The 23613-nt window shown below is 67.9% G+C and carries 12 protein-coding genes; 4 read left to right on the top strand and 8 right to left on the bottom strand.

The window, feature by feature from the left end; all coding sequences use genetic code 11:
* Positions 1-10: 10 nt before the first annotated feature.
* The 7 genes from ACFV20_RS22110 to ACFV20_RS22080 form a co-directional block, all read right to left on the bottom strand.
* On the bottom strand, positions 11-2776 hold the full coding sequence (locus tag ACFV20_RS22110) for an ATP-dependent helicase (protein WP_385658939.1): 2766 nt from the start codon (positions 2774-2776) through the stop codon (positions 11-13).
* A gap of 93 nt (positions 2777-2869) precedes the next feature.
* Positions 2870-5617 carry a site-specific DNA-methyltransferase gene (locus ACFV20_RS22105; protein WP_385658937.1) on the bottom strand — a complete coding sequence of 916 codons (2748 nt, stop codon included), beginning with the start codon at positions 5615-5617 and terminating at the stop codon, positions 2870-2872.
* A 5-nt stretch (positions 5618-5622) separates the two neighbouring features.
* A complete protein-coding gene (locus tag ACFV20_RS22100; protein WP_385658935.1) occupies positions 5623-8826 on the bottom strand; it encodes a BPTD_3080 family restriction endonuclease in 3204 nt (1067 codons plus the stop codon).
* A gap of 77 nt (positions 8827-8903) precedes the next feature.
* The gene (locus ACFV20_RS22095) at positions 8904-10268 is read right to left on the bottom strand and encodes an AAA family ATPase (protein ID WP_385658933.1); all 1365 of its coding nucleotides are present in this window, start codon (positions 10266-10268) and stop codon (positions 8904-8906) included.
* On the bottom strand, positions 10265-11776 hold the full coding sequence (locus ACFV20_RS22090; protein ID WP_385658931.1) for a hypothetical protein: 1512 nt from the start codon (positions 11774-11776) through the stop codon (positions 10265-10267). The genes ACFV20_RS22095 and ACFV20_RS22090 overlap by 4 nt, the downstream gene beginning before the upstream one ends.
* The gene (locus tag ACFV20_RS22085) at positions 11773-12891 is read right to left on the bottom strand and encodes a hypothetical protein (protein ID WP_385658929.1); all 1119 of its coding nucleotides are present in this window, start codon (positions 12889-12891) and stop codon (positions 11773-11775) included. Before ACFV20_RS22085 ends, ACFV20_RS22090 begins: the two co-directional genes overlap by 4 nt.
* A gap of 81 nt (positions 12892-12972) precedes the next feature.
* Positions 12973-13860, bottom strand: a complete 888-nt coding sequence (locus ACFV20_RS22080) for a hypothetical protein (RefSeq protein ID WP_385658927.1) — start codon at positions 13858-13860, stop codon at positions 12973-12975.
* Positions 13861-13999: 139 nt separating this feature from the next.
* On the opposite strand from ACFV20_RS22080, the gene ACFV20_RS22075 reads away from it, so the two are divergent.
* The 4 genes from ACFV20_RS22075 to ACFV20_RS22060 all read left to right on the top strand — a co-directional run bounded on the left by ACFV20_RS22075 (position 14000) and on the right by ACFV20_RS22060 (position 23193).
* Positions 14000-15640 (top strand): PD-(D/E)XK nuclease family protein, encoded by a 1641-nt coding sequence (locus ACFV20_RS22075; RefSeq protein WP_385658925.1) that lies wholly within the window; start codon positions 14000-14002, stop codon positions 15638-15640.
* Positions 15640-16815, top strand: coding sequence for a hypothetical protein (locus ACFV20_RS22070; RefSeq protein WP_385658923.1), 1176 nt, complete (start codon positions 15640-15642; stop codon positions 16813-16815). Before ACFV20_RS22075 ends, ACFV20_RS22070 begins: the two co-directional genes overlap by 1 nt.
* Positions 16808-20245, top strand: a complete 3438-nt coding sequence (locus ACFV20_RS22065) for a signal recognition particle (RefSeq protein ID WP_385658921.1) — start codon at positions 16808-16810, stop codon at positions 20243-20245. The genes ACFV20_RS22070 and ACFV20_RS22065 overlap by 8 nt, the downstream gene beginning before the upstream one ends.
* Positions 20246-20328: 83 nt before the next feature.
* Positions 20329-23193: a pPIWI_RE module domain-containing protein gene (locus ACFV20_RS22060; RefSeq protein WP_385658919.1), complete on the top strand. Its 2865-nt coding sequence runs from the start codon at positions 20329-20331 to the stop codon at positions 23191-23193.
* A 58-nt stretch (positions 23194-23251) separates the two neighbouring features.
* On the opposite strand, the gene ACFV20_RS22055 is transcribed toward ACFV20_RS22060, so the two are convergent.
* On the bottom strand, positions 23252-23590 hold the full coding sequence (locus tag ACFV20_RS22055; protein WP_385658917.1) for a MazG-like family protein: 339 nt from the start codon (positions 23588-23590) through the stop codon (positions 23252-23254).
* Between the last annotated feature and the right edge of the window lie 23 nt (positions 23591-23613).

Below are 23613 nucleotides of genomic sequence, written 5' to 3'. Positions count from 1 at the left end.
GGAGTAACCGTCAGCTTTCGCGGTTGCGACAGATGCCCGCGAAATCGCAGCTGGCGCAGGTTGCACACCAGTTGTCCCGGCGGGACAACTGGTTGGTGCGCAGCGAATCCGCCGCCTCCGTGACCCGCTTGCCGAGGTCGGTCATAACCTCGGGGTCCACCATCTCGCGGGTGTCGCGTCCCGCCTTGTCGAGATTGAGGACCTCGACGACGTCCGCATCCTGCCCCGTCAGCTCCCGGTAGCCGAGCACGTACAAGTGCAACTGGTCACGGGTCAGATCCTCGGCCTGGGCGCGTTCGCTGGACTTGAAGTCGACGACCGACGTCTCGTTTGTGTCCAGCCGCTTGATCAGGTCGACACGGCCGGTGACGGTGACACCGGGGACCGGGTGGATCTCGACGGGCTGCTCGGAGTACCGCGTCTGGTGGAGGGTCGTGCCATGGCGCTCCAGGTAGTGCCGCACGGCCGTCTCGGCGGCTGGGCGGAGTTGGTCGGCTGCCGCCTTGTTCGCGAACGGGAGGTTGAGGTGGCGGTCCACGAGGTCCTCCGCCTCCTCCGGGGTGGCGATGTCGCCCTCGATGGCGCGCTTGTGGATCTCGGCCATCACATCGTGCAGGGACTTGCCGAAGCCGAGTTCCTTCTGCAGGGGCGAGTCGAAACCGTAGAGCAGGCGGAGCTTGAAGGAGTACGGGCACTCGAAGAGGTACTTCAGGTCCGAGAAGGACATGACGACATCGGGGGTGCCTCGCCTGGGGGTCGGCGTCAGTCGGCCGTCGGACGAGGGGACGGCCTCGCGGGTCAGGACGGTGTGGACCCCCGTGGCTTCGTTGAAGAAGTCCGAGCGCTTCTTGCCGGTGCGCTTCTCGCTGGGGGCGAAGGAGAGCGCCAGGTACTTCTGGGCGCGGGTGACGGCGACGTAGAACAGACGCCGCTCGTCCGCCTCGGTTCCCCGGTAGCGGGCCGCGCCCGGGATGAGTTCCTCCTCGACCACGTGGAAGACGCCGAGCCCTCCCCGACCGGAGGCGGGGAAGGTGTTCTTGCGTAGGGCGGGCAGGAAGACCGCGGGCCACTGCATGCCCTTGGCCTGGTGCACCGTGGCGATGACGACGGCGTTGGGCTGGGCGTAGCCGTTGTCCCCGTCGGACTCCTCGTAGTAGTCGGGTGCCTGGTGCTCGACCCACTTGGCGAACGCGTCAAACCGCTGCTGGGGTTCGCTGGTGAGGTGGATGCGTTCGAAGTCCCCGATTGCGGTGGAGAAGCGGCCGAGGTTGTAGTAGACGAGTTCGCCCCGCTCGTTCGGAACACGCTCCTCGCGCAGCTCCACGGCTTCGAGGAACTCTAGGAAAACGCCCTGGAGCGTGGTGGAGTCCCAGGGCTTGGAGGCATCCCACTGCATGGCGGCAGTGAGTACGGGAAGTCCGGCACGTACGTCACCCTCCGCGAGTCCGACGCCGGCGTCCACCCATGCATCGACGACATCCTGCTCGTCGGCCAGCCCCGCGACGAACCGGAAACAGGTGACGGCTGCCTGCACTTCGGGGGTCTCGAAGAGCTTGGTGAGGCCCTTGATGACGTACGGGATGTCACGGCGGCGCAACTCTTCGACGAGAGGTCCAGCGTCGGCCTTGACGGAGCGGAAGAGGACGGCGAAGTCGGACCAGTCGAGTCCGCGCGGCTCACTGCCTTCTCGGTCCTTGAAGGGGACGCCACGCAGTCGCTCCATGCGGTCGACGAGCCAGGTGGCCTCGGCCTCGGTGTCCGGGAACTCCAGCGCCAACAGGTCACCGCGCTCGAAGGTCTGATGGCCCGCGGCGGTCATCGCCTTGCTGAGACGCTCGCCGGGAGGGATCTGCTCGACGACGTGGCGAGCGAGATCGACGATGGCGGAACTGGAGCGGAAGTTCTCATTCAGGGTGACGCGGTGGACGTTGGGGTAGCGGCCCTCGATCGTGAGGATGTTCTCGACGGCACTGCCACGCCACTGATAGATCGTCTGGTCGTCGTCGCCGACCACGCACAGGTTCGCGCCGTGGCGGGTGAGCCCGCGGATCAGCTGCTCCTGGACCGGGTTGGTGTCCTGGTACTCGTCGACGACGACGTATTTGACGGTCTCCTTCACGTGCCGCTGAAGGTCCAGAACAGACTCGTCACCCTCGTCGTTGTCGTCGTTCAGCAGGACTGCGGCGTTGTGGAGGATCGCCGTGTAGTCGAAGTAGGCGCGGTCGCTGAGGAGCCCCATGTACTTGTCGAGTCCGTCCGCGACGTCCGGGCGCAGCCCTTCCAGGTCCACATCGTCCTCGCGGAGGATCGACATGACCTGCTGGTACAACTTGGAGTTGACCCAGCGCCGCAGGGGTTTCTCGGTGCCTCTGACGACCGCGTTTGTCGTGGTCAGTCCGGAGCGGGTGCTGTACTTGTCGATGATCAGGCGCGTCTGCACGTCGTTGAGGACGTTGTACTTGAATGCCTCAGGGACGTGGCTGTGCAGTAGGTCCAAGGCGTAGCCGTGCATGGTGCCGATGTACATCTCGGCAAGGCCGTGCACCTCGCCGTGGAGTTCACGGATCCTGGTGTGCACACGTTCCTTGAGTTCACCGGCGGCCTTCTCGGTGAAGGTGAAGGCGACGATGTTCTTCGGCTGCACATCGGGCCGCCCGAGCAGGCCGGCGATCCGCTGCGAGATGACCTCTGTCTTGCCGGACCCGGCACAGGCGACGATGAGGAGATTGTCGTCGTGTGTGTTGATGGCGGTGCGCTGGGCATCCGTGAACGGCATTGTTCCCCCCGGAACTGACTGGTGCCTCCGTGTGCGAGGCCGGTGGTGGGCGGGGCGGGTGCCGTGGTGGCACCCACCCCGCGAGTGGTGACGTCAGACCTCGATGGCCTTGAGGACCTCGTCGCCGTAGTAGTTGACGACCTTGACCGCGATGCGGCCGGACTCGGGCTTGGGGAAGGGACGCGACTTCGTGGTGAAGAGGGTGGCCAGGGCCTCCTCGTCGATCTGCCCCTTGAGCGCTTTGCCGAGCCGCTCGTATGGGTTGAGACCCGTGGGCTTCCCGTTCTCTCCCGAGAAGTAAACGTGGCGCACGATGAAGGCCTCGGCATCGTAGTTCGTGTCGATGGACCACATCATGATGTCGTCGGGACCTTCGGCACGGACCTGGCCGGTCGTCGGGTTGTAGATGTCGAGTCCCTTGATCTCGGCGACGAGCTGGCCGTCGCTCATCTCGGTCACCTCGATGTCAGGCTCGCCGAAGACCGTGAACAGGTTGCCAGCGCCGGTGTTTGCGAGTTCGTCTCCCATGGCGAGGTCCGGGTTCATGCGGACGTTCAGCACGGTCAGCTTGCCGACCTGGCGCTGCTGGATGACGGAGAACTCGCCCCTCTCCTCGTTGATCTCGTTGGTCGCCTCGGTCGCGTTGGCATCGAAGGCGAAACCGAGGATGAGCAGGAGGTCAATTTCGCCGAACCGGAGGGCTTCACGGGCTGCGTTCTTGATGAACAGCGAGTCGACGGTTCCGTACTCGGGGCCGAGTGCGATGCCGACGCGAGCTGGCGTCCCCTCCTCGGCGTCCTTGCGGATGCCGACGGCGGTCAGTATCCGACCCGAAACCGGCTCGACCGACTCGAACTCCAGCCGCTCGTTCCGGTAACCGTTCTGCACGCCGGCCTTCTTGACGTGTTCCAGGATCGTCTCTTCGTAGGAGGCGCCGGACGGCATCATCTCGGCGGCCTTCTCAGAGGCCGGAACCTCCTGGTCGAAGGAGACGGAGCGGTGCGGCGACAGGGACTCGACGGTGAAAGCTCCGGCAACCCGTACGGCCTTCTTGTTCTCGTAGGGACGGTCGTACAAGGTCTCGAACTCGGCGTGCTTCTTGATCGCCTTGTCGATCTGTTCGCGGGTCCTCCCCTCCTTGATGTCGGGGTTGTTCGCGATCGACTTCAACGTGATGTGTGGGACACGCTCGTAGACGAAGCCACGGCGGATGTCGTGTTTTGAGGGCGAGCGGTCGAGCGGCTGCTGGCTGAGTTCGGCTTCCTTTGCCTTTCCTTCGGGGGAGTCGGCGAGGAGATAGGCGGGGTAAAGAGCGCCCATGATGCGGTGACGGGCGAGAGAGACGGCGACACGCGAAGAGTCGATGGTGATCCAGCGACGTCCCCGTTGCTCGGCGACATAGGCCGTGGTGCCGGAGCCGCAGGTTGGGTCGAGGATGAGATCACCTGGGTCAGTGGTCATGAGCATGCAGCGTTCGATTGCAGAATTTGCGGTCTGTACAACGTAAATTTTTGGATCCGCTCGACTCTGAATGCCTCCGATGTCAGTCCATGTGTTGGAAATGGGGAATGCAGGAAAGTCGTCGTGGTATCGAACGTAGGAGAGGGTGTTGCTGGTTGCCTGCACTCGTCGAGCTAGAAGCAAATTTTTCATACCTGCTTCGTTTGTCTTCCAACGTGATGTCATGTTCGGGCGGAAGGTTCGGTTATCGACCTCGACGGGGAACCATGAGGCAGCCCCTTCCCCCTTTTCGCGCCCCATGCTCTGGCTCGTGAGGTTGTCAAGGCGAAATGCTCGCCCGCTCTTTCCGGCGTCGGCTGCCCTCTTTAGCGGTAGGCGACTTCCGTCTTCGAGCTCAACCTGGTTGTACTTATCCGATCCGGTGCCGCCTAGTTCACGCCTTTGGTAAAGGCGCCTATATTTGGCCTTTTCTTTGTCCTTAGCGTACCAAACGATGAAATCGGATGTGCCGGGAAGGAAGTCGCTTGTCTGGCCAGCTGTCTTGGTGTAAGTGATGAGTGAAACGAAATTTTCGGGACTGAATACCTCATCCAGGAGAGATCGCACCAGGTGAACATTCTCGTCGCCGATTTGCACAAAAACGGAGCCAGATTCCGACAGCAGGTCCCGGATGGCGGTGAGCCGGTCCCGTAGGTATGTGAGGTAGGAGTGGATGCCGAGATGCCAAGTATCCCGGAAGGCTCGAAGCTGTTCTACCTCTTTTGTTGCAGAAGAGAGGTTGCCGTCTTTCACGTCACGTGATCGTGCGGTTACCTGCCAGTTCGAGTTAAATCTGATCCCATACGGCGGATCGATGTACACCATCTGGACCTTGCCCCGCAGATTCTCGCGCTCCGCAAGGCTTGCCATCACCTGGAGCGAGTCGCCCAGGATCATGCGGTTGGTCCAGTTCATTTGGTGCTTATACCACTCGATTTTCTCCAGCTCGTCCGGGATCCCGTCGTCGAAAAAGTCAGTACCGAAGAGTGACAATTCCTCCTCGGCGCCATCGTTTTCCCCGTCCTTCCGTCGCCTCTTCGTCTCGTCCATGAGCTGCTTGACGAGATACCGCGGCTCGATTAGCTCCTGGCGGAAGATCGGTGGGGCCGGTACCTCCAGGTCCTGGCGGTCCTGCTCGTCCTTGCCCTTCCAGACGAGCTGAGGATCGAGTGACGGGTCACGCGGGTACAGCAGCGTCTTTGTCTGCTCAACCTCCTCCGTGACAAGATCGAACGCGTCCGCCGTAGGGTTGTTCACTCGCTTGTCCTCATGCCTTATGGCCTGCACGGCCTTGGTGCGGTTCGCGGCGGTCTTCGCGCTGCTTCTGCGGGGAGCGGCCATCGTCCTTACTTCCCTTCCTCGTCGTTGCCGTCGTGCCGCCGCTGCTCGGCCTCCGCCTCGCGCGCCGCGCTGAACAGGTCGTCCCAGGGGTAGTCGTCGCCGCCCCAGTCCGCGTCGTCATCGTCGTTCTTGAGTCGCTCGACGCTCTTGAGTCCGTCCTCATGGAGGCCCGTGAGCGCCCCGTCGTCGTACAGCGACTGAATGGCCATGTTCAGCACCACCTTGAACCTGGTGGGATCCTCCGACAGCTCGACGTAACCCCACTTGCCGAACCCGCCGTGGTTGTTGACAGCCGCGCACCACATGCGTGCGGTCTCCGCCTTCATGGCTCGCTTGCCGGCCGACTTGCGGGAGCCCGACACCTCCACGATGAGGTGACGCTGCTCGTCCTCATCATCGCGTGGCTTCAACCTGACGATGAAGTCAGGCAGGTACCGGTGAGTGCGTCCGGCATAGAGGTACGGAATTGCGAACTCCAGGTGGTCATTCTTGACGTACGACTCCACGTTCTTGTTGCCGTCGAGCAACGTCGCCAGGATCTGCTCCCAGGTGTTGCCGTCTATTCCGTCGAGGACGACATAGTTCACCGGCGACTTGTCCGGTTCGGCCTCGTAGACCGCCTTGGTCGTGTAGAAGTTCACGTCGTCCGTAGAGCCCTCCGGCGCGTACCTCGCGAAAATGGGTACCACCTTGGACGGGTTGTTGTTCTCCTGACGGTTCAATGCGGCGAAGAACTGTTGCGCGGCCCGCAGTTGTTCCTCGGAAACGCTGGCAATGATCGTCAAGTCCCGCTGGTTATCAGTACCGACGCAATGAGTGATCCAGTCCTTCGCCAGCTTCACGAGGTTCGGGAACATCCAAGGCTTGCGACCTTGCTTCGGGTCTTCCAGAAGTTCCAGAGCCAGCTCGGCTACCTTGAAGGCGACTTGCTGGACGCGGACACCTCGGCCATCGACCAGCGTGTGCGTGGCACTCTTCCCGATGAGGCCTTCTACCTCGGCCCGCGTCGCGACGTGCTCGTTGACCTTGAACGGTTCCGCCTGCGTGAAGTCCGCGTAGAAGCGCGCCTCCTCGATCTCTACGCGGTACCCCTCCAAGCGCGGGAAGGTGATGCGCAGCTCCTCACGATCCTTCATGGCCCGGACGTGCTTCGGCTCCGGTCGGGGCTTGGTCTTCAGCTCGCGGTTCGGGTCCGTCTGGATGAACTGGAAGGGGATGCCGTACACATCCGCGTACTCCGGCTCCAGCAGTCCCTCGTCGTTCACCGCATACGAGATGCGGCGAAGCCCACGACCCACGACCTGCTCGCACAGCAGGTGACTGCCGAAGGCCCGGACTCCCAAGACGTGGGTAACCGTGTTGGCGTCCCAGCCCTCCGTCAGCATGGACACTGACACTACGCACCGCACGTCCTGCCCGAGCCTGCCCTTCTTGCCGACGGTGTTCAGGACCTCACGCAGCAGGTCGGCATCGGTGAGCGCTTCCACATCCCGGTCGGGGAACCGGGTGCGGTACTCCTCCTTGAACGCCTCCAGCTCCTCGGCTGCCGCAGCCTTGAACTGAGCGTCCAGCTGGGGATTGTCGGACTCCAGCTGCGCAGAGTCGACCAGGATGGTGCGAGGCACGGGGTAACGGCGGCCCTGCTCGTCATAGTTGGAGAAGAGGTCCAGCATGCCGCGCTTGCCAAGGCCGCCGGTCTCCGGCAACTCATGCCCGGCGATCTGGTCGTACACCCACTTCGACACCGTCGTGTTGTTGCAGACGACGATGAACACTGGAGGAGTGGAGCCGGTGCCCCGGGTCTCCTCCTCCCAGCGCGCGAAGGCCTCCGCGTAGTTGCGGTACAGGCTGTGAGTCGCGCCGTCCAGAACGGCCGGCAGCGTCTTGTCCGCGAGCGTCTCCGGCTTCTGCGAGCGCTTCGGCATCTCGTCCCTGATGTGCTCCCATAGGTTCAGGTACGAGACCTCCTTGTGCTCCGCGTCGTCGTCCACCGGCACACGAGGGATCTTGACCAGGCCCGACTCGATGGCGTCCAGGAGTCCGAAATCGCTGACCACCCACGGGAAGAGGGTTCCCTCCGGGTAGCCCGAGCCGTTCAGGTAGAAGGGGGTCGCCGAGAGGTCGTAGACCGTCTTGATGCCGGTCTTGCGCATGATGTGGTTCAGGCCGTCGAACCACTGGCGCGCGTGCTTGTTCTCCTCCTCGGCCTGCTTCTTCTCCTCCCCCTTCAGGTCGTCGACGGTTACGGCCCCCTCCAGGGCGGCCCCGCGGGTCTGGTAGCAGTGGTGCGCCTCGTCGTTGATGACGATGATCTCGCCCTTGCTGCCGCCCAGATCGCGCAGCACCCGGTTGACCATCATGTCGGGCGTCTCGATGAAGGGATCGTTCTTCGACTTGGCCAGCAGCAGCTTCTTGGTCTTGGACGCGAGTCCCTGGCCCTCCCGCGTCGTCTTGAGCATGAACGCGTGGTAGTTGGTGATCGCCACCTGCGCCTGCCCGAGCGCCCCCCACAGGTCCGCCGGGACGATGTCCCGCTCGTCGTAGTAATTGTTCGGGTCGGAGGGCATCAGCACCCGCAGCCGGTCCCGGATGGTCACACCGGGCGCGACTAGAAGGAAGCGCTTGGCGAACCGGGCGTCCTGCGGGCCGGCGACCTTGTTGAGGACGTTCCAGGCGATCAGCATCGCCATCACGACGGTCTTGCCCGCACCCGTCGCCATCTTCAGGGCGACCCTGGGCAGCCCCGCGTTGTGCTCCTGGTTGGTTTCTTCCAGGTGGGTCTTGATCCACGGCCTGCCGAGTTTCGTGCCCACCTCCGTCAGGTATATGGCGGTTTCCACCGCTTCCACCTGTGCGAAGAACAACTTCCGCTCCCGCTCCGGGGCGGTCCAGTACTCCAGGAGACGACGGGTCGTCGGCGTGATGTTGGGATATCCCGCAGTGCGCCAGCGGTCGACCTCGTTGCGGATATTGCCGATGACATCCTGGCCCTTGCGCTCTTCCAGGATGCCGTCGAAGAACAGCTCGTGCTGGACGCCGGCCGACGTCTTGCGTCCCTTCCGGGCGCGTGGGACGGGCATCCAGGTCTCGCTCGGGCGGCGCCCAGGGACCCGCTCACCGGTCGGCTGCCCTCGCTCGTCCAGTTCCCAGTGCCAGGCCGGCTCCGCGTACGGCGAATTGATGATCGGGTTCTCGATCACTGCTGCCATGCTCTAGATATCTCCCTCACGCCACATCTGCGTGGACCGTACATCCTGCCACTGACAATGACCCCATTCGTGCGAGATCAGGTAATCCGCACCCGGTGCTCCCCCCGCTCCAGCCGCCCCATCACCACCTGATGGGCCCGCCACCCATCCGGAAACTTGGGCGGCACGTCCAGATACACAGGGCTGCTCCGCGGATGCCGGTCCAGCAGGTCGCGGATGCCGGCGCGGGCCACCACGATGCAGGCGAAGCGGTGCCGGGACAGCAGGACGCACAGGCGGCCCGTCTCCAGGTGGAAGGCGGAGGCGTCCTGGCGGCCGGACAGTGGGTGCCAGACGAGGGTGACGTCGAACTCGCGGCCCTGGAGGCGGTTGGCGGTGTCCACCGTGATGCCGGTCAGGCCGCGGGCGGCGAGGCGATTGCGGACCGCCTCCGCCTGCACGGTGCGCGCCGTGCCGATCGCGATGCGGTCCGTGGTCAAGGGCTCCTCGTTGACCAGGGCGCCGCGTTCCAGCAGCCGGGCCGCCGTCGCCGCGAGGGCCTCGGCCACCTCCGGGTCCTGGTCGAGGGTGTGGCGGGCGGGGAGTTCCAGGTGGCCCCAGCCGGAGTCGGCGGCCCGGGCGAGGACGTCGTCCAGCGGGCCTGAGCCGTGGGGCAGGCTGGCGTACGACAGCACGCGCTCCGCTGCCGTCGTGCCGGGGACGAACCGGTAGAAGGGGTAGAAGGCCTGCTCGACCAGGGGCGCCGCCGACTCGGGGAGACGCCAGGAGACGGGGAGCTGGTGGCGGACGAGGTCGGGGTTGTGGGCGAGGGTGACGTCGACCGCGTTGCGCAGCGGGTCCCAGGTCAGGCCGTGCCAGCGGTCGGTCTCCACGGTGGCGAAGGGGTCGAGCTGCCCGGGGTCGCCGACGAAGAGGACCTGTGAGTCGTCCTGGGAGAACAGCGGGGCCGTGGCCAGGAGACCGTCCGAGCGCATCTGGTACGCCTCGTCGACGATGGCCCACCGCCACGGCGCGCACTTGTCCGGGGTGACGAACGACCATTTCTTCGCGGTGGACACCACGACGGGCAGGTCGCGCAGGTCCGTCACCTGGCTGCTCCCGGTGATGTTGGGGTGGCGAGTGACACGGGGCGGGAGGACATGGCCGCCGGCGTGGAGGCGGCCGAGGGCCAGGCCGGGATGCTCCCGCGCGATGCGATCCACCAAGTCGTCGACCTGCTCGTTGGTCTGCGCGACGATCATGAGCTGGTGGCCCGCGGACGTCAGGTGCCCGGTGGCCCTCACCACCAGCGTGGACTTCCCGGCCCCGGGAGGCGAGTCCACGACGACGCCCCGGCCGGGCGCGGTGTCCAGGCTGGCCAGGATCCCCGTCACCGCCCGGTCCGCGCGTTCGCCGGGGGTGAGGGATGCGGGCTCCCCGGTGTCGGGAAGGAGGGCGGTCACTCCCAGGTCTCCTCTGCGTCCTCGTCGGTGGGCTCGTACGGCTGCGGGGGACCGCCGTGGGTCCAGGGGGTGTCCTCCTCGTCGGGGAGGGCGGACGGCATGGCCGTGGGGTTGAGCGTGGTGTACGTCAGCTCCTCGCCGGTCTCGGCGAGGGTGCCGGGCGGTGCGGGGGGCCTGCGCTTGTTCGCGAAGCCGCCCTTCAGCTGGAGCACCACGGTGTGGCTGCCGTCGTCCTCCTGCCGGACCTCGAGGATCCGGGCTCCCTGGCCTGGCCGGGCAGGGGACTTCACCTCCGTGCCGACCGCGGGGACGGTACGGGCGTCGGTGCGGAGCGTGATCGTCGGGCGCCACACCTGGGAGCCGGGGCGGTCGCCGGGGACGAAGCGGTCCTCTTCCCTGGCCGTCACCGTGCCCGTGAACGCCTCGCCGGTCAGCTCGTACTCCGCCATCACCAGCGGATCGTCGTACGCGCGCTCCGCCTCGTACCGGGCGACCGCGTCCTCCAGCCGGGCCAGACGGCGGGCGGCCCGGACGGCCTGGTCGCGGCGGGCCTGCGGGCGGCCGTCGGCGTCCAGGTACTCGGCGTACTCGGAGAACCAGCGTCGGTCGAGGGCCCAGCGATCGGGTACGTGGGCGCCCTCCGGCAGCTCGCGGAGCAGCTCCACGCCGTGCCACATCAGCCGCCAGGTGGGCAGCATCTGGCCGTGCAGTTCACGGTCGATCTGGCGGCCGACCGCCTCGCGTCCGCGGTCGTCGGACGCCTCGTCGTAACGCGTCATCAGCTCGTGCAGGGTCCGGTCGAAGACCGGGTCCGTGGACGGGCCGGCGGGTGGCCACACGGCGGGGTCCTCGGTCTCCCGCGCCGCGCTCGCGCCGTCGCTGCCTTCCGGCGGATCGATCCAGGCGAGCAGGGACGCGAGGTGGGAGTCCTCGGAAGGGCTTTGGCCCGTCGCCCAGTGCGCGGCGAGCAGCCGGGTCATCGCGAGCAGCACACCGGAGTTGGGGAACTCGGCCAGGTCGGCGAACCACGTCAGCCACTTGCCGAGGGCGGGCACGGACGGGTCGACCGCATACGGTCCCTCGGTGGCGCGGAGCCTGGTCAGCCGGCCCAGCAGGCGGACGTACGCGATGCCCTCGCCGTTCGGTACGAGAAGCTGCGGGCCCCGCTGGAAGCGCAGGCGTTCCTCCTTCTCCTTGCCACGGCCGACGGTGTAGGGCTCCGTCTCCGTCCGGCAGCCGTCGATGTACGCGAGGAGGAGCTCGGCGAGGCGCTCGGCGAACCGGAAGCGTTCGGCGCGGTTGCGCGGCTGGCGGACGGTGAGGAGGACCGGGTGCTCGGGGTCCGTGCCCGCGAGCGCGGCCAGGGGTGCGCAGGCCTCACCGGCGAGGGTGAGCGGCACCAGGACGAACGGCTTGTCGTCCAGGTGCTGGTGGCGGACGGTCGTCAGCGGCTCGGCCCGGCCGGTGCGGGACGCCGTCAGCGCCGCGACGGTGGACAGGACGCTCATGCGGCCCCCCGGCGGAGTCGGCGCAGCCGGGCGGCGGCGCGCAGCAGGTCGGCGGCTTCCGCCTCGGCCTCTCCGGGGGCGGCGACGCCGTCCAGGTAGTCGAGGGCGATACGGGTGGAGTCAATGCCCGGCAGGTCGTTGCGCACGCCGTTGCCGAAGCGGGCCGGTGAGGCGCAGCCGTCCGCCTCGTCGCGGCAATAGCGCGCCATCTCGCAGAAGGACAGGCAGGAGGGCGTGTACGACGCGTCCAACGCCTCTATGGATGCTGAGAGTTCGTCTGCGTCTCGGGTCGTGTCCAGGGTCGCCGTCTCGGGGAGCCGGGCTGCGAGGTCCTCGGCGCGCCGCAGCCGCGAGAGCTGGAACTGGAGGGCGTCGAGTTCCTGCCGGAGGTCGACGAGGCGGGCGTAGGGGCGGTTGGAGAAGTCCTTGGGGCAGACGAGCAGGAACTCGTGGGCGAGCTGGTCGGTGGGCAGACCGGCGGTCTCGAAAGCGCGGCGCAGGGCCAGGACGTACACCGCGGCCTGCTTGGCCGTCTCGGCGACGGCGGTCGGGTTGGCCTGGCCGTCGATCGCCGCAAAGGAGCGGATCAGGACGACGTGGAACTTCCCGTCGATGCGGTGGGTGAGCGCGTCCGGCTCCAAGTACGCGGTCTGACCGGCGACTTCGAGGGAGAGCACCGGGCGGTCGAGGATCAGCCGTACGTCCTGGCCGGAGGCCACGTGCGCGATGAGGCGGCGGGTCTCCCGCTCGCGCACGTGCAGCTCCGTGTTGCCTCCCACCTCGTTGAGGTCGGTCACATGGGCTTCCGCCACGGGGACGGAGAGCTGCTCGCGCAGCAGTTGGATGAGCTCGGCGTAGCCACCCCACTTCACGAGAGCGTGGAAGGCCTGTTCGCGGGCGAGGGCGAAGGGGGACTGGCCGAAGCGCGGCTCGTATCCGACCTGCTGGGCGAGCAGCGCCTTGTCCACTCCGGCGGCGTCGAGGACCGCGCGGCGGGCGCAGGCGGGGTTGGCGGTCAGCGCGGTGATCTTGCGGGCGGTGTACGGCTGAGGGGGCTGCGGTCCACGCAGCCGCGCGAGTCGGCCGTCGGGAGGTTCGGACTGCTGCGAGGGCATCGTCTCTGCTTCGGGTACGTCTTCGGGGGCTTACCCGTCTGCGAGGCGTCTGGCACGCCGTCGCTGTCGGGGAACGGGTCGTCAGGACAGGGTCCCACTTGCGTCGCGCAGGGCGTCGCGCATCGGGGCCGCGCCGAACAGCTGCTGTACGTCGGCCAGTTGACCACGGGCGCGCTGCGCGGCCGCTTGCCGTTGCTGGTCGTCCTCCTGCTGATGGACGGCGGCTTCGGCGTGGGCTGCGGCGATCACACGGGCGGGATCGGGCTCCTGGGCCGAGGCGTCGTAGGCGCCGGGGATGGTGAGGGCGAAGCGGCGCAGCAGCCGCCACGCCGCGTCCGGGGCCGGGTGCCCCGCGGTGGCGAGTCGCTGGATCTGCTCGGCGGTCCCCACCGCGTGGGTGAGGAAGTCGGCGCGCGGGCTGAGCGGGCCGATGATCCGCCGCTCCACGGGCCAGGTGGACAGGGCCAGCAGCCCGCGCGCGGGGACGAGACGGTCGTGGGTCAGCGCCGCGCAGACGTAGTACGGGCGGGCGTAGCCCTGTGCCGTGAAGGAGCGCTCCTCGTCGCGGCGGAGTGACGCGAGTTTGGTGGCGACCAGCGGTTCGGTGAAGAACGCCTCGTACGTGGAGGAGATGAGCTTGGGGGAGGCAGGGGCCCCGAGCAGGGTGAGCGCCTGGTGGACCTGTTCGCGGATCGGGATGGAGCCGTGCACCGGGCGCTCCTTGCGGCGTGACTCACCCGCAGTTACCGACGTCGGCGAGGTCTGGGGGTCGGTCGGGAGCGCGCCGACGTCCGTTGCGGACTCGGATTCGGCCTCGACTTCGAGGGCGTGCTCCCACGCGGCCTCGGCCTCGCGCAGTGCGCGACGGATGCGCGCGGTTTCCATCTTGTCCCGTGCGCGAACGGCACCGCGCAGCTCGGTGCGCAGCTGGGACAGGCGCTGCTCGAGATCCTCCAGTGATGCCGCCATGCGGGGCAGCTTAGCGCAGGATCCAACCTGTGCCAATAACTTCCAATGACTTCCAAGTTTCCTGCTACGGTCGATTAGCGACGGCGCACCCGGCCGGCCCGAAGGGCGCTGTGTGCCCGAGATCAAGAAGGGGGAGGCAATGAGCCACGAGCACACCACGGCTTGGCACAGGCCGCACTGGCTGACGGGGGACGACAGCCTGGTCCGCGTGGGGCCTGGGACGGGCGGGAGCGAGGAACACACCTGCCCCTCGCATGCCGCGGCCAAGGCCCGGCCCGGTCTCTGGCCCACCCGGCGACTCCGGCTGCCGAAGCCGGAGCTCGAGACGTTCACCCTCGGGCCGGTCATGGACGCCGTCGACCGGGTCGAGTTCCACGGGGAGACCCCCGACCAGGCCCTGGCAGGGTTACGTTCGCGGACTCCCGTCCTCCACCCCGGTCACCTGACGTACACCGAGCACGCCTTCCGTACCTACCTGGGAGCGTGCGCCGATGACGCCGGGCAGGGGCTCCAGCCGGTTCGTCCGTACTGGGTGGCTCAGCGGGAGAACGGCAAGTTCTGGGAGCTGTACGGCTGGTGGCGCAGGTACGAGGCGGCTGGGGGACGACTACGCGAGTACCGGCGACTGCGGCACGGCGAGGCCAAGGACTCCGAGCCCGGGGAGATCGCCATCGCCGTGTACGTCGCCGTTCACGGGCGCCAGGCGGCCTGGCCCCGGAAGTGGGCTCGCCCGTTCGAGCCGTACGGGCCCGCCGTCCGGCCGGAGCGAGTGCGTGTCGTCGAAGTCGGGCTCGCCGACGGGCGACCGCGCGTGCAGTTCGACGGGACGGCCGAGGAGGCCGAGGCGTACTACGCCGAGCACGGGCACGCGCACGTGGCCCGAATCGTGGCGGGCGGCCGGCCGGCACCCGGCTCGTCCTGCGTCGACTGCAAGCAGTTCACGGGCTGCGAGGCCGTGCCGCGCAGGCCCGGCGTCCTCGGACTCCCCTCGCGGGTGGCGCCGCTGCGGAAGGTGTCGATCAGCGATCTGCGCTATCACGCGGCCTGCCCCGCGCAGGGATTCCTCCGCGCCCTGCACCTGCCCAAGTCCGACGAGTACGGCAGCGCGGCCAGACTCGGCCAGGCCGTGCACGGCTGGGTCGAGAAGCTGCATCGTCGCCCGGGGTGGCCACCGTGCGCCGCCGATGACATGCCCCCGGAGGGCGAGAACTGGACAGAGGGACGCTGGCGGGTCTCCGACGAGGACGCCGCGACCGGCCGGGACATGCTGCTCCACCACGTTGACGCCTGCCCCTTCCAGGACGCCACCCTCATCCAGCGGGTGGAGCCCGAAGCCCTGCGCGTCGTCCACGACACCGCGGCGCAGGCCGTCGTCATCGCCAAGCCGGACCTGCTCTACCAGGAAGACGGCTCGTGGGTATGGCGGGAGCTCAAGACGACACGGAAGCGGCGCCGCCGGCACGAGGACCCTCTCGAGACGTACCCCCAACTCGCCCTCGCCGTCACGCTCCTGGCGCAGGGCGCACTGGGCGGCGACCCGGACGGCTCGCGCGTCGAGGTGGAGATCCTCCGGCCGGACGGATCCGATCCGCACGTGATCGACCCGACGGACCCGGAACAGCGGCGGAAGGCACTGGCTGTGCTTCGGCGGTACGCCGGTCCCTGGCGGGAGGACGAGGCCTGGGATGCCCGACCCGGACCGCATTGTCAGTCCTGCCCGGTATCACGGTGGTGTCCGAGCGGCGCGTCTGACGGCGCCGTCGCGGCAGAGGGGGAGTGATGACCACGACCGAGCTGAGAGACTCACGGTCCGAGGGCGCCGCCGGCACGGACGAGGCACTGCTTCGCCAGATCGCCAGCGCCCTGGCGTGCCTGTCCCGGCAGCAGACCGTGCCCAACCCGGTGTACCCGGCGAAGGTGCAGAACGCGTACAACCGCCTCGTCCTGCACTGCCTGCGCCGGGGCGAGGAGCCGCCGGGCAGCGTGCCCCACATGGTCCGGTGGGCCTGCGAACGACCGCTGGTGGACTGGCCGTTGAAGCTGCCTGCCGACACCTTCCCAGGAGCGGCCCTGCTCGTCGACCCGGATACCCGGCTCCCGCACCAGCTCTGCATGGAGTGGGAGGTGAGCGCGGCCGACCCGGCCGCCGAGCTCTTCGAGAACGAGCGCATCCGGGAAGCGCTCGCCCTCTGCCGAGCGGCCAAAGCCCCGCAGGCGTACACCGCGTTCCGGGCCCTGCTCACCTCCAGGCCCGTGCTGACCGGTGCCGAGCTGGCGCTGCTCGGCGGCGATCCGGACTGCGGCATGCTGCTGCACGACGTGATCAAGCGCTGTTACGAGCCCGTGCCCGCTTCCTACCTGCGGCGCGGCACGTACCGGCAGTGCGCTCGCTGCCGCTGCCTGATGGTGCCGCTGCTGCATGGCGGCCATCGCTGCGAGCTGGACCGGTGCCGCCGCGACGGGACCTCGGACGAAGGCACACCGCTTGGCGCCGACAAAGGCGGGGTCTTCCAGCTCAGCCGCCCCCTGCGGATGTTCATCACCAGCCCTGGGCTCGCGGAGACCGATCTGCAAGCTGCGCTGAAGAAGAAATTCGGAATCACCCCCGAAATGTGGCCCAACTACGACGCCTACGACCTGCGCGTCCCCCTTCCGGGACGACGGCACTGGGCGGTGGACGTCAAGGACCGGGTGAACCCCGTTCTCCTGGCGCGCTCCCTCACACCGTTCAGGAACGAGCCGCCCTACGACCGCGCCTTCCTCGTCGTGCCTCGATACCGCTTCCGTGAGAACGAGGCGTATGGGAGGCAATTCCGCCGCAACCTGCCGGAGGACCTGGCCGACCAGGTCAGCCTCCTGGACGACCAGGCCTTCCTTCGGCTGGTCGCCGATGAGATCTCCGCCCAGCGCGACAAGACAGGAAGCCCGCGTACCGAAGGAGGCCGCCGTGCGTGACCGCAGGGGATGGCACCGGCGCTGCTCACCGCAGCAGCTCAACGAAGTGTGGCCGGCGCATCTCGGCAGCTTCCGCCCCGGCGACCTTCTCGACGTCGAACTGGGCCTGTACCTCCTGCAGGACGTGACGCCCACCCGCACAGCCGCCGATGTCTGGCCGCTCCTGGGCGGTTACCCGTACAGCGAGGTGTTCGGAGACGTCCATACCGAACAACAGCGGCTGCGTGTCCTGCGCGCCCGCCACTACCTGTGGGACATGCGGCGACGGCACGCCTGGTCGGAGGCCCTGGCCGAGTACGTGAACGTCCCCCAGCACCTGCGCGGATACGAGATCGAAGGGCCCGGCTCCGTGCCGTGTCGCCGTCAGCCCTCGCGCGCCGGACGCCGTTTCGAGATCTTCGAGGAACTGCTCAGCAGCGCTCCTCGGTTCGCCACGCGGTCCGTTCCGTTCGCGGAGGAGGGTGAGCACACCTTCAGGGTGCAGGACCGTACCCACTCCGTGGTGTTCGACGAGGAACTGCTGGCGGACACCCTGCCGCGCGCCCACGCGCTCGACGCGCCCCCGGCCGGACACGGAGAGCCCGTGGACGTCACCTGGGAAGAGCTCGAAAAGGCCGCCGCCGAGATGGACGTCATCGAGGCGAAAGCGTCGGAGGGCCCGCACAACGGCTGGGCCGCGCGGCTCCAACGAGTGAAACTGCTCGTGCGCGACACGGAACTCGGCCGCTTCACCGAACAGGGACGGCTGAGGATCGACCGGCTGCTGCACCTCGTGGGGATGGTGGGAGCCGGCAAGTCCACACTCCGAGACATCCTGACCTACCACGCCGTCACCCGGACCCCGCGCCGGGTCACCATCGTCGTCGGCGACGTGGCCGAGACGCTCGCCGTGGTGGAGCAGTTCAACCGGCTCGGTGTACGGGCGGCGCCGATCCTCGGGCACTCCACCAGGGAGCGCAACATCAACCGGCTGCACCGCCGCACCGCCACGGCTGGCGCCGCGAACATGCTCGGCCACGACCACGCGGGCTTCGCCTACCTCAGCAGCGCCTGCCCCGTCGATGTGCTGCGCGGCCTGGAAGCCCGCAGCCCGCTCGGCGTCCGTGAAGCACCGTGCATCACGCTGTACACCGTCCCCGAGCAGGAGACCACGGACGGCGATCCTCTCATCGACGATGACAACGGCACTCAGCGCGACGCACCAGGTCCGAAGCCGCAGCGCAGACTGTGCCCGTTGTGGAACCGGTGCCCGCGCCACCGCGGGGCGCGTGATCTGGTCGACGCGCAGGTGTGGGTCGCCACCCCGGCCGGTCTGGTGCACAGCTCCATCCCCCTGCACCAGCACGAGGAACAGCTCCGCTACCTCGAACTCGCCTGCCGGCTCAGTGACCTGATCATCGTCGACGAGGCGGACCGGGTGCAGATGCAGCTCGACACGGCCTTCGCGCCGGCCAGCACGCTGGTGGGCAAGGCCCCGAACTCCTGGTTCGACGAGGTCGCCGTCCACAAGTTCCAGCAGATGGCCCGGGACGGGCGGCTCCAGCTGTCCGCCCGTGACGTCGACGACTGGACCAACGCCGTCAACACGGTCAGCGCCGCAACCGACCGCCTCTTCGCCCTGCTCGTCAAGGACGACAAGCTCCGGCGGTGGATCAGCGTCGACTACTTCAGCGCCTTCACCCTCCACAACCTGCTGCTGGACAGCTGGTTCCCGGGGCGGAAGGAAGGCGAACGCCACCCTGCGGCGGCCCTGACACTCGACGGTGCGCTCAGCCGGTTCCGCGACGACCCGCTGCACGAGCATCAGAGCACGGGTGACGACGACGAAGTGACCCCTTTGGTGAACACCTTCGTCCACCTCACCCTGGAACTCCTGCACGCCCCCCAGGGCGCACGGACGCGTGAGAGGCTGCGCGACACGCTCACCGGCATCGTCGGAGACGACAGCACGGTCCTCGCGGACGCCGACCTCCAGTCCCGGCGCTTCGAGTTCACCCTGGTCCTGGCCGCTTTGCACAGCCGTCTCGACTTCATGACCACGCTGTGGCCGCGCGTCGAAGCCGCACTCAGTCTCGAAAGCGCCTCGAACGTGCTCTCCCGCAGGCCACCCAAGGACTACGAGGCGGTCATCCCCGAGTCGCCCATGGGCAACGTCCTCGGCTTCCAGTTCCGCCACGACGACCGCGAGCGTGACGGTGACCGCAGCGGTGAACTCCGCTTCTTCCACTGCAACGGAGTGGGCCGCGAACTGCTCATGCGGCTCGGCGACCTGTGCGCCGTGGACGGCCGCCCGGGCCCGCACGTCCTGCTCATGTCCGCGACGAGCTGGGCGGGCACATCCAGCAGGTACCACCTGCACGCCGAGGTCGGCGCTGTGCTGCGTCCTCACGACGAGGAAGTCGAAGCCGTCCTGGGCAGCGAATTCCGCAAGGAGTTCCTGTACTGGCCCGGGAACGACCGGCCCAAGCCGCTGCGCCTGTCCGGATGCGACCCCGAGGAGCGGCCGCAGGCCCTTCTGCACATGCTGCACCAGCTCGCGGTGCCCGACCGGAGCCTGCCCGACGCCGTGAGCATGCTGGACGCCGAGCTGAAGGAGATCGACGATCCGGACCGCCGTCGCATCCTGCTGCTCGTCGGCAGCTACGACGAGGCACGCCGGGCCGCCGAGTACCTCAACCAGATCCCCGAGTGGAACGGCCGTGTCACTCGGCTCGTGTCCGACGACGCGGACTCCGACACCGCGTGGACCCGGCTGCCGGAGGACGCCGCCGCACGGACCCTGCCCCGCGGTGACGTGAAGGCTTTCCCCTCGGTTGGCGGCGACATCCTCGTCGCGCCGCTGCTCGCGGTGGAGCGAGGACACAACATCGTTCTGCGCGGCGGCAAGGCGGCCATCGGCACCGTCTACTTCCTGGCCCGCCCCCACCCCCGGCCCGACGACATCTCACTCGCCATCCAGTCCATCAACGACTGGGCCGTACGCCAGCTCCGCGACGCCGACGGGTCCTTCCGCCAGAACGCGCTCGCCGCCGCCACACCCGACCAGGCGGCCGCGGCCTTCCGCAGCCGCGCACGCCGTCAGTGGAACCGCTTCCTCACGCGCAGACTGGCCTGGTCCAGCCTGCGGGACGAGGAGAAGACGGCGTTCACCTGGGACCAGCTGGTCGTCATGTGGCAGGTCATCGGTCGTCTGGTGCGCGGTGGCGTGCCGGCCCGAGTGGTCTTCGTCGACGCGGCCTTCTCCCCCCGGGAAGCCGGGTTCCAGGACGCGGACACCCCCGACACGAGCTTGCTGGCGAGCATGCGTGAGGTGCTCGCCCCCTACTTCGGGGGCTCAAGCGCAGGAGAGCCGGACCCCGCCCCGATCGACAGGTCCCTCGTTCGTGAGCTGTACGAACCGCTCTATCGAGCCCTGGTGGACATGGGTTGACGGCATCCGTCACGGCACCGAAGCCGCGACCTGTCCGCGTCGCGCCCGAACACTTCACGTCTTGATCCGAGGAGAAACGGCACATGGCCTACCAGTACAACCGTCCGGCGGCGTACCTGCCCGACCCGGGACAGGGGCCCTTCGTCGTCCCGATGCACACACTGTCCCTGCCCGCCCACTGGGAGGAACCACTCCTGCGCCTCTACCACGGCGGAATGACCGAGGGGCAAGCCGGGCGGCGGCGCCGCGTACCCACAGCGGCGGTCAACCAGCTGATGCGCGCCACCGCGCCGGAGATCGTCACGGTCGACTCCACGGCGCGGTTCGGCTCGGAGACCCCCTGGCTGTACTGCCAGGAGACGTACCCGGCCGCGGTGACGAATCTCTACATCGCCACCTGGCTCAAGAGCCTCCCCCGTGACGCCGACGATCCTGAGACCACGGCACTGCTGATGAACTGCTTCCGCGACCTCGACACCGCGGCTCTCAGCTGGCGACCGGGCAAGGTCGATCTCCTCGAGCAGGAACTGTCCCCCGGGGGGACCGCTCTGCCCGCCTCCCACGTGTACCGGCTGCTTCCCGATGTAATCGCCGAACGGATCGCGCGTCAGGCTCCGTATGAGCACGCCGGACGGCAGCTCTCGTTCCGGCAGGTCGCCGGCCGCACCGGTGCCCGGGGGCAGGGAAGTGGGGGCGCCGAGCTGATGTCTGACCTGATTGAGTACGTACCCGGGCGGCGCGGCGGCGGAGACGGCAAGCCGTCCTACTACGCGGCAATCCTCCGCGTCACCGTACGCACCGTTCCTTTCTCTCCCGTCCCGCGTGTCCACGTGACCGCCGGCGTGCGTCGATTCGTCACCGGCAAGGTCTACATGCCGTACGGCAAGGGCGTGTCCGCCTACCTGCTCCCGGACGACTCCCTGATCCACGACGGCCCACGACCGCAGCGCTTCGCCGTCGCCATGCTGGACTGGAAGAACGGCACCACGGATTGGCGGCAGGGCGGAGCGGAAGGCATGCTCGCCCGGATCAGCGCACTCGACGCATTGCCGTCCCCGGATCGGCTGGTGAAGGAGGCAGACCACTGGATCCACGGACGGGACGGCATCCGCATCGCGATCGGGCACCAGGCTGCCATGGGCAGGCACACGATCGGAACCGGCCTGATGCCCAGCGAACGGCGACGGCTGATCGAGTGGGCGGAGCGGGCGATCGCCCCCGAGTTCGTGCCCGTTCCGAAGCTCGAGCGAAGTGCGTACGCACGGCCTCCCAAGAAGCAGCTCAAGAAGCTGCCGTCCATGCCCAAGGACGTGGAGAAGAAGGACCCCGAAGACCTCGCGGCCCTCTTGGACGAGCGCGAGCGAAACACGGCCCACAACGCCCAGGTTCTGAGGGCACGCCTCGCCGAAGCCCTGGAAGGAGAAGACCTCACCGCGGTGGTGCTCCACCAAACGGACACCGTCCGCGATCAGATGATCGCCGCGGCGGAGACGGGGCTGGGCCTGGCCGGGCACCGGCGTGTGCAGGGACCCGATACCTGGGTGTGGGAGGCGGAGGAGCTGACCGTCCGGCTGCACGCACAGCCCCTCGGGACGCTGGGCGCACCGCTGGGCGGCGACAATGTCCCGCGCCGAGGACAGGAGCACGACAAGGCCATCGAGGAACGTCGTGCCGATGTCGCGCGCGCTATGGCCGTCCTGCGTGAGGATGTCCCTGGTGTGAGGCTGGCGTTCGTGGAGCTCGACGGGCTGGACGCCTTCCGCCATGCCAAGCGACGCTCCGACCCCAAACACGCGATCCGCCTCGGCTGCGCGGACGCGGGACTGGTGACCCAGTTCATCCGCCCCCCGGACCCGGATGTGGAAGCGGACGAGGCGATTGCCGATGCAGGGCTGCGTGCCGCCGCGGCATGGTCGGACGGCCTGCGCCAGACCGGTGTTCGGCTGGTTCCGCAGCACACCCTCGGCGACGCGCTCATCCCCGCAGACCTGAACCAGGTGGCCTTCCACCTCGTGGAACGTCGCCTTGACGGGCCCACCGGCAAGCAGCAGTTCACGCCGATCGCGGTGCTCCTCCGACCGGGGGCCAAGTGTGTGCTGGGCAAGTCGGCCGACATGCACGAATGGGTGCCTTACCCCGTACTCCTCAAGTCGCTGACAGGACGGGTCGAAGGCCGGAAGAACAGCGCGGAGCAGTCGGCCCTCACGGCGGCCTTCGTCAAGAAGACCCTTGCGCAATTGCGCAGCACCCCGACGCTCGTCATGGCACACGCTCAGGATGTTCGCAAACGCTGGCCCTGGCTGAGGAACGACGGTCTGGAGCGGGACAGGCTCGGCCTCGACGGAGGCCCGACCCAGCGGATCGGCCTGTACGGCAAGCAGCTTCGTGTCGTCCGGGTCGCCGACGGCAGCCGGCACGAGACGGCAGAATGCTGGGCAGAAGCAGAGGAGCGCAGTCCCGAGTTGGAGGGCCAGCAGCGCGGGGGCATCGCCATGGGGTTGTGGCGACACGGGGTGCGGGGAGACTCGGACCGCGTGTTCTACAGCACGAACGGCAAGTCCGGCACCCAGACGAAGCTCACCAACGACGACGCCAAACTGACTCCGCACACCAATGCATCAGGTAAGAACGCCTACCGTCCGACGGTGAATGCCTGGAACCCGGACCTCCTCGAACTGACCGCTGCCTGCCTTCAGCCCGGTGATGACGCGGAGGCCTGGGCTGCGTTCGTCCATCAGCAGCGGTTCTGCGAGGACTACCGTGCTGGCCGCGAGGGGTTGGCTCTACCCTTGATCCTTCACCTTGCGCGACTCGCAGACGCTTACGCTCTGCCTCACGAGATCGAGGACGCTCTGGACCCAGAGCTCCAGGCCGAGGCCGTCACTGACCACAGCCCGTCAGGCCAGTTGACGTTCGACTTCGAGCTTGATGGCGGGGGTGAAGACTGACCCTGGGCTCTTCGACGGCGCACTGAACCGGCGTGCGGGTGATGGATAACCGTCTCGGTCATTTCGGTGAGGCCAACGACCTCTCCCGCACCCTCTCCAAATGCCCCCCGAACACCCCCCGAGCCTCCGGCGTCAGCGTCCGCAACGCCATCAGCGCCGTGATGGCGACGTCACACAACTCCGCCTCCACGTCCTCCCACGTATGCGTGACCCCCTTGCGCGGGTTCTGCCCCGTCGCCCCGATCACCGCCTCCGAGACCTCGCCGACCTCCTCCGACAGTTTCAGGATGCGCAGGAGGAGGCCCTCGCGGCCCTCCACGGGGCGGTTGGTGTCGAGCCACTCGTGCAAGGCGTCGATGGTGGACCAGAGTTCAGGGGCAGGGCTGTGGTCGCTCATGGGCGCAGCCTGGCACGAGGGTG

The organism is Streptomyces sp. NPDC059696 (assembly GCF_042733745.1).
In the GTDB taxonomy this organism is placed as follows: Bacteria; Actinomycetota; Actinomycetes; order Streptomycetales; family Streptomycetaceae; genus Streptomyces.
Note: the sequence above shows the minus strand (reverse complement) of the source record. Positions and strands in the feature narration are given on the sequence as shown.

What these genes read in the sequence shown, in the direction of transcription:
- ACFV20_RS22110 (WP_385658939.1), bottom strand. Translation starts at nt 2,776, where the DNA reads ATGCCGTTCACGGATGCCCAGCGCACCGCCATCAACACACACGACGAC.
- ACFV20_RS22105 (WP_385658937.1), bottom strand. Translation starts at nt 5,617, where the DNA reads ATGGCCGCTCCCCGCAGAAGCAGCGCGAAGACCGCCGCGAACCGCACC.
- ACFV20_RS22100 (WP_385658935.1), bottom strand. Translation starts at nt 8,826, where the DNA reads ATGGCAGCAGTGATCGAGAACCCGATCATCAATTCGCCGTACGCGGAG.
- ACFV20_RS22090 (WP_385658931.1), bottom strand. Translation starts at nt 11,776, where the DNA reads ATGAGCGTCCTGTCCACCGTCGCGGCGCTGACGGCGTCCCGCACCGGC.
- ACFV20_RS22085 (WP_385658929.1), bottom strand. Translation starts at nt 12,891, where the DNA reads ATGCCCTCGCAGCAGTCCGAACCTCCCGACGGCCGACTCGCGCGGCTG.
- ACFV20_RS22080 (WP_385658927.1), bottom strand. Translation starts at nt 13,860, where the DNA reads ATGGCGGCATCACTGGAGGATCTCGAGCAGCGCCTGTCCCAGCTGCGC.
- ACFV20_RS22075 (WP_385658925.1), top strand. Translation starts at nt 14,000, where the DNA reads ATGAGCCACGAGCACACCACGGCTTGGCACAGGCCGCACTGGCTGACG.
- ACFV20_RS22070 (WP_385658923.1), top strand. Translation starts at nt 15,640, where the DNA reads ATGACCACGACCGAGCTGAGAGACTCACGGTCCGAGGGCGCCGCCGGC.
- ACFV20_RS22060 (WP_385658919.1), top strand. Translation starts at nt 20,329, where the DNA reads ATGGCCTACCAGTACAACCGTCCGGCGGCGTACCTGCCCGACCCGGGA.
- ACFV20_RS22055 (WP_385658917.1), bottom strand. Translation starts at nt 23,590, where the DNA reads ATGAGCGACCACAGCCCTGCCCCTGAACTCTGGTCCACCATCGACGCC.